This window comes from Stenotrophomonas sp. YIM B06876, assembly GCF_030711595.1.
Classification (GTDB): Bacteria; Pseudomonadota; Gammaproteobacteria; order Xanthomonadales; family Xanthomonadaceae; genus Stenotrophomonas.
The window spans coordinates 1-6,322 of sequence record NZ_JAUJUJ010000059.1 but is presented as its reverse complement, the minus strand read 5'-3'; the positions used below and the strand labels follow the sequence as shown (position 1 = coordinate 6,322).

At 69.0% G+C, this 6,322-nt stretch carries 3 protein-coding genes; 1 reads left to right on the top strand and 2 read right to left on the bottom strand.

Features of this window, described 5'->3' with window-relative positions; all coding sequences use genetic code 11:
* Window positions 1–57: 57 nt before the first annotated feature.
* Together QZH66_RS14180 and QZH66_RS14175 are read right to left on the bottom strand one after the other, a co-directional pair.
* The gene (locus QZH66_RS14180; protein ID WP_305806588.1) at window positions 58–3,285 is read right to left on the bottom strand and encodes an efflux RND transporter permease subunit; all 3,228 of its coding nucleotides are present in this window, start codon (window positions 3,283–3,285) and stop codon (window positions 58–60) included.
* A 76-nt stretch (window positions 3,286–3,361) separates the two neighbouring features.
* Window positions 3,362–4,603, bottom strand: coding sequence for an efflux RND transporter periplasmic adaptor subunit (locus tag QZH66_RS14175; RefSeq protein ID WP_305806587.1), 1,242 nt, complete (start codon window positions 4,601–4,603; stop codon window positions 3,362–3,364).
* A 212-nt stretch (window positions 4,604–4,815) separates the two neighbouring features.
* Here QZH66_RS14175 and QZH66_RS14170 point away from each other — a divergent pair, with 212 nt between their 5' ends.
* Window positions 4,816–6,132, top strand: coding sequence for an amidohydrolase (locus QZH66_RS14170; protein ID WP_305806586.1), 1,317 nt, complete (start codon window positions 4,816–4,818; stop codon window positions 6,130–6,132).
* Window positions 6,133–6,322 lie beyond the last annotated feature (190 nt).

Below are 6,322 nucleotides of genomic sequence, written 5' to 3'. Positions count from 1 at the left end.
GCAGGGGCGCGTGGCGGGGTTCGCGGCGCGGCGCACGGCAGCGGCAGGAACGGTGGTTCATGCGCCGTGTTCCGCTGCCGCAGCGTCCACCCGCGGCCCGTGCCGCTGCTTCAGCCACCCGGAAAAACGCTCCATGTACAGGTAGATCACCGGCGTGGTGTACAGCGTGACCAGCTGCGACAGCAGCAGACCGCCGACGATGGCGATGCCCAGCGGCCGCCGCAGTTCCGAACCGATGCCGCTGCCCAGCGCCAGCGGCAGCGCACCGAGCATGGCCGCCGCGGTGGTCATCATGATCGGGCGGAAGCGCAGCAGGCAGGCGCGACGGATCGCATCATGCGCATTGGCCCCGGCGCGGCGCGCCTCGATCGCGAAGTCCACCATCATGATGCCGTTCTTCTTGACGATGCCGATCAGCAGCACGATGCCGACGATGCCGTCCACCGACAGGCTCAGCCCGCACAGCATCAATGCCAGCAACGCCCCGACCCCGGCCGGCGGCAGCGTGGAGATGATAGTGATCGGGTGGATCCAGCTTTCGTACAGCACCCCGAGCACGATGTAGATCACCACCAGCGAGGCCAGCAGCAGCCAGATCACATCCATCTGGCTGCCGGTGAACTCGGCGGCCTTGCCGATGAATTGCGCACCCAGCTGCGATGGCAGTTGCAGCTGGTCGCGGGTGCGCTCGATCGCGCTCACCGCCTGCGACAGCGAATAGCCCGGGGCGACGTTGAAGGAGATCGTCACCGCCGGCAGCTGCTGCTGGTGGCTGACCACCAACGGCGTGGTGGTGACCCGGGCCTCGGCCAGGGCCGCCAGCGGGATGTTGCCGCCACTGCCCACGGTGATGCCGGTGTTGGCGCTGCCGATGCCGGTGGCGGTGGACGAGTTGCTGGAGGACACCTGGCCGAAGCTGGTGGCATTGGTGCCGGTCAGTGCGCCGCCGCCATTGCTGGCCACCGCCAGCTGCTGCATCAGCGCGGTGGAGGTGCGGAACTCGGGGGCCACTTCCAGCACCACGCGGTACTGGTTGAGCTCGGTGAAGATGGTCGAGATCTGGCGCTGGCCGAAGGCGTCGTACAGGGTATCGTCGATGCTCTGCATCGGCACGCCCAGCACGCTGGCCTTGTCGCGGTCGATGTCCAGTTCCAGCGCCCGGCCCTGGTTGGCCAGGTTGTTGTCGACGTCGGCCAGCTCCGGCAGTTGCCGCAGCGCCTCGGTCATGCGCGTGGCCTGGGTCGCCAGTTCGGCGCTGTCCACGTCGGACAGCGAGTACTGGTATTCGGTCGCCGCCACCCGGGTATCCAGGGTCACGTCCTGCACCGGCTTGAGATACAGCGCCACCCCGGGAATGTCCTTCACCGCGGCCTGCAGCCGCGGCAGGATCTTGTCGAGTCCATCGCGGTCGCCGCGCGTCTTCAGCACGATCGACAGCTGGCCCTGGTTGAGGGTCGGATTCATCGAGCCGGCGCCGATGAAGGCGGCCACGCCGGTCACCGCTTCATCGCGGCGCAGCGCTTCGGCCACGGCCCGGGTGCGCTGTTCCATCTGCGGGAAGGCGATGTTCTGGTCGGCCTGGACCACGCCGGTGATCAGCCCGGTGTCCTGCTCGGGCAGCAGCCCCTTGGGAATCACGATGTACAGCAGCACGGTCAGCACCACCGCCGCGGCGGCCACGATCAGGGTGGTGCGCTGGTGCAGCAGCACCTGGTCCAGGGTGCGCTCGTACAGGCCGACCATGCGCGACCACAGGTTTTCCCTGCCGCTGGCCTGGGCCTTCTCGTGGGCGTCCTCGCCTTCGGGCAGCGCATCGGGCTTGAGCAGGTAGGCGCACATCATCGGCGTCAGCGTCAGCGACACCAGCATCGAGATCGTCACCGCGATGCTCAGCACCCAGGCGAACTCGTGGAACAGGCGGCCGGTGACCCCGGGCATCAGCAGCAGCGGCAGGAACACCGCCACCAGCGAGATGGTCAGCGACAGCACGGTGAAGCCGATCTGGCGCGCGCCGATCTCGGCCGCCTCCTTGCCGCTCTTGCCCTGTTCGATATAGCGCACGATGTTCTCGATCATCACGATCGCGTCGTCGACCACGAACCCGGTGGCCACCACCAGCGCCATCAGCGACAGGTTGTCCAGCGACATGCCGGTGAACGCCATCACCGCGAAGGTGCCGGCCAGCGACAGCGGCACCGCGATGGAGGGAATGATCGTGGCCCACAACCGGCGCAGGAACACGAAGATCACCGCCACCACCAGGCCGATGGTCAGGATCAGGGTCATCTGCACTTCGTGCACCGAGGCGCGGATGGTTTCGGTGCGGTCGGAGAACACTTCCAGGTGCACGTCGGCCGGCAATACCGACTGCAGCTGCGGCAGGATCGTGCGGATCGCCTCCACCGTCTGCACGATGTTGGCGCCGGGCTGGCGCCGCACTTCCAGCAGCACCGCCGGCTTGCCGTCGGCCCACGCCGCCAGCTGGTCGTTCTCGACCCCGTCGAGCACCGTGGCCACGTCGGCCAGCCGCACCGGGGCGCCGTTCCGGTAGCTGACGATGGTGTTGCGGTATTCGGCCGCGCTGGTCAGCTGGTCGTTGGTGCCGATGCTGTAGGACTGGGTCTTGCCGTTGAGCGAGCCCTTCGGCGCATTGACGTTGGCCTGGGTCAGCGCGCTGCGCAGCGCCTCCAGGGTCATGCCCATGTTCGACAGCTGCGCCGGGTTGACCTGGATGCGCACCGCAGGGCGCACGTTGCCGGCGATCGACACCAGGCCCACGCCCTGCACCTGCGACAGGCGCTGGGCCAGGATCGAGTCGGCGTAGTTGTTGACGTCACGCAGCGGCAGCGAATCGGAGGTGAGCTTGAGCGTCAGGATCGCCGCGTCGGCCGGATTGACCCGGTTGTAGACCGGCTGGTAAGGCAGCGAGGAGGGCAGCGTGGCCTGGCGGATCGCCGCCTGCACGTCCTGCGCGGCGGTGTTGATGTCGCGGTCCATCGAGAACTGCAGGATGATCGTGGACAGCCCGGCCGACGAGTCGGAGGTCATCAGTTCCAGCCCGGAGATCTGTCCGAACTGGCGCTCCAGCGGGGTGGTCACCAGCGCGGCCATGGTCACCGCATTGGCGCCCGGATACTGGGTGGTCACCACCAGGCTGGGGGCGTCGATCTCGGGCAGCGCCGACACCGGCAGCTGGCGGTAGCCGAGGATGCCCAGCAGCAACAGGCCGGCCATCAGCAGCGACGTGGCGATGGGACGGCGGATGAAGATCGTTGAAAAACCCACGGGCGGATCCTTGCTGGAAGCGGAGCTCAGTGCCGGCGGTGGCCGCCGGCATCAGGAGGAGTGCGTGGGCGCGCGCTCAGCGCGGCCCGCCACCCGGACGGCGGCCGCCGCGACCCTTCTTCTGCTGCGCGGCCTTGAGTTCGGCGTCGGTCGGTGGCGCGGGGGTCTGCCCGGGCGCCAGGGCGTTGACCTTGCTGCCGGGCTTGAGCCGGAACTGGCCTTCGGTCACCACCCGCTCACCGGCCTTCAGCCCCGCGGTGATCTGCACATGGCTGTCATCCACTTCCACGCCCTGGGTGACCGCCTGCATCTTCACCGTGCGGTCGTCCTGCACCACATACACGTAATCGCCGTCCGGGCCGCGCTGCACCGCCTGCGCCGGCACCACCACGCCCTGGCCGATGGTGCGCAGCTTCATCCGCACATTGACGAACTGGCCCGGCCACAGCGCGTTGTCGGCGTTGTCGAACAGGGCGCGGGCACGGAAGGTGCCGGTATCGGCGCTGATCTGGTTGTCGATGACGTCCAGCGTGCCGTTGCCGGCGAGCACATGCGCGTCGCCGCGGTCCAGCGCCACCACTTCCGGGGTGCCGGCGGACTGTGCCTCGCGCACGGCCGGCAGGTCGCGTTCGGGCAGGTTGAACAGCACATGGATCGGGTGGATCTGGGTCAACGTCACCAGCACGGTGCCGGCGCTGACGATATTGCCGGCATCCACCGCGCGGATGCCGGCGATGCCGCTGATCGGCGCGGTGATGCGGGTGTACTGCAGCTGCACCTGGGCGGCGCGCATGTTGGCCTCGTTGGCCGCCACCGCGCTTTCGTACTGCGCCACCTGGTTGCGCTGGGTATCCAGATCGGTCTTGGACACGTACTGGCGGTACTGCGGCGAGTTGGAGCGTTGGTAGTTGGAACGCGCGGTGTCCAGCAGCGCCTGGTTCTGGCGCTTGGCGGCGGCCGCCTGGTCATAGCTGGCCTGCAGCGTGCGCGGGTCGATCTGCGCCAGCAGGTCGCCCTTCCTCACTTCCTGGCCTTCGCGGAAATCGATGCTCAACAGCTGGCCGCCGACCTGCGGACTGACGGTGACGGTGTTCATCGCCGCCACCGTGCCCAGCGCGCTGGCATACACCGGCACGTCCTGCCGGCTGGCGGCCACCACGGTGACCGGCACCGGATCCTTGTCCGCCTCGCCGGCGCCGGCACTGGCCGCCGCGGCGGTCCTCCCTGCCGGCTTGCCGCCCCCCATGACCCGCAAGCCGATGCCGACCACGACGATTGCCGCGACCACAACCAACGCAATCTTCCAGAAACGCGACATGCAACAACTCCTGAGGGGGGAGATACGGGGCGCCGGCAGGCGCAGCCGCAGAGCATACTCGCCGGCTGCGCCCATTTACCCATGACGGATGGCAGATGGCGCGCAGACCGCCCGCAGTGCTGCGGGTTCCGGGTGGCCGCCGGCAGCGGACCGGACTTCCCGAGGGCGTATGCCCTACATTCGGGGGCCTGGCATAGACCGATGGAGTTCCGATGGCCCGCAAGACCGTGCTGCTGTCCGCGCTGCTGTGCGCCCTGTCGCCGCTGGCGAGCGCCGCCGACCCCGCCCAGCGCCCTGAAGTGGCCGCCGCCGCTGCGCGCCTGCAGGCCAGGGTGGTGGATTGGCGCCGCGACTTCCACCAGCACCCGGAGCTGTCCAACCGCGAGCAGCGCACCTCGGACAAGGTCGCCGCGCACCTGCGCGCACTGGGCCTGGCCCCGCGCACCGGCGTTGCCCGGCATGGCGTGGTCGCCATCATCAAGGGCGGCAGGCCGGGGCCGAAGATCGCCCTGCGTGCGGACATGGATGCATTGCCGGTGACCGAACAGACCGGGCTGCCGTTCGCTTCCCGGGCGACCAGCACCTACCGCGGTGAAACCGTCGGGGTGATGCACGCCTGCGGCCACGATGCGCATACCGCCATGCTGCTGGGCGTGGCCGACGCGCTGGTGGCGATGCGTGAGCGCCTGCCCGGCGAGGTGATGCTGATCTTCCAGCCGGCCGAAGAGGGAGCGCCGCCACCGGAAGAGGGTGGTGCCGCGCTGATGCTGAAGGAAGGGCTGTTCCGCGACTTCAAGCCCGAAGCGGTGTTCGGGCTGCATGTGTTCTCCAGCGTGCAGGCGGGCCAGATCGCGGTGCGCGGCGGACCGCTGATGGCCGCCTCCGACCGCTTCGGCATCACCGTCAGCGGCCGCCAGACCCACGGCTCGGCGCCGTGGAACGGGATCGATCCGATCGTGGCCGCCGCCGATCTGATCGGCACCGCGCAGACCATCGTCAGCCGCCGCACCAACATCGCCAAACTGCCGGCGGTGGTCACCTTCGGTGCGATCAAGGGCGGCATCCGCTACAACATCATTCCCGACTCGGTGGAGATGGTCGGCACCATCCGCACCTTTGATCCAGCCATGCGCATGCAGATCTTCGCCGACCTGCGCAACGTCGCCGCGCACAGCGCCGCCGCGCACGGTGCCCGCGCCAGCACCGAAATCTACGAAGACGACGGCAATCCGGCCACGGTCAACGATCCGGCCCTGACTGCGCGCATGCTGCCCAGCCTGCAGGCGGTGGTCGGCAAGGCCAACGTCTACGAGCCGCCGCTGCAGATGGGCTCGGAGGACTTCTCGCTGTACGCGCAGCAGGTGCCATCGATGTTCTTCTTCGTCGGCGCCACCGGCGCCGGCATCGACCCGGCCACCGCGCCCAGCAACCATTCGCCGCAGTTCCTGCTCGACGAGCAGGCGCTGGACGTGGGCCTGCGCGCGCTGTTGCAGGTGTCGCTGGACTATCTCGACGGCAACGCAGGCTGATGCGATAGACGGCGGTGTGCGCCGGACAGCGGGACACTGGCCGGCCAGCGACCCGGGTCTGGGTTGCGGCGCTGCGGTTGTGGGTTCCGCATGCTGGCCACCGGTGGCCGTCCGGAACGGCGCCGCGGCGCGATTTACAGGCTCCGGCCCCGGACGGCGGCGTGGTCCGCCTGCCGCCGCCTGATGAGGG

What these genes read in the sequence shown, in the direction of transcription:
- QZH66_RS14175 (WP_305806587.1), bottom strand. Translation starts at nt 4,603, where the DNA reads ATGTCGCGTTTCTGGAAGATTGCGTTGGTTGTGGTCGCGGCAATCGTC.
- QZH66_RS14170 (WP_305806586.1), top strand. Translation starts at nt 4,816, where the DNA reads ATGGCCCGCAAGACCGTGCTGCTGTCCGCGCTGCTGTGCGCCCTGTCG.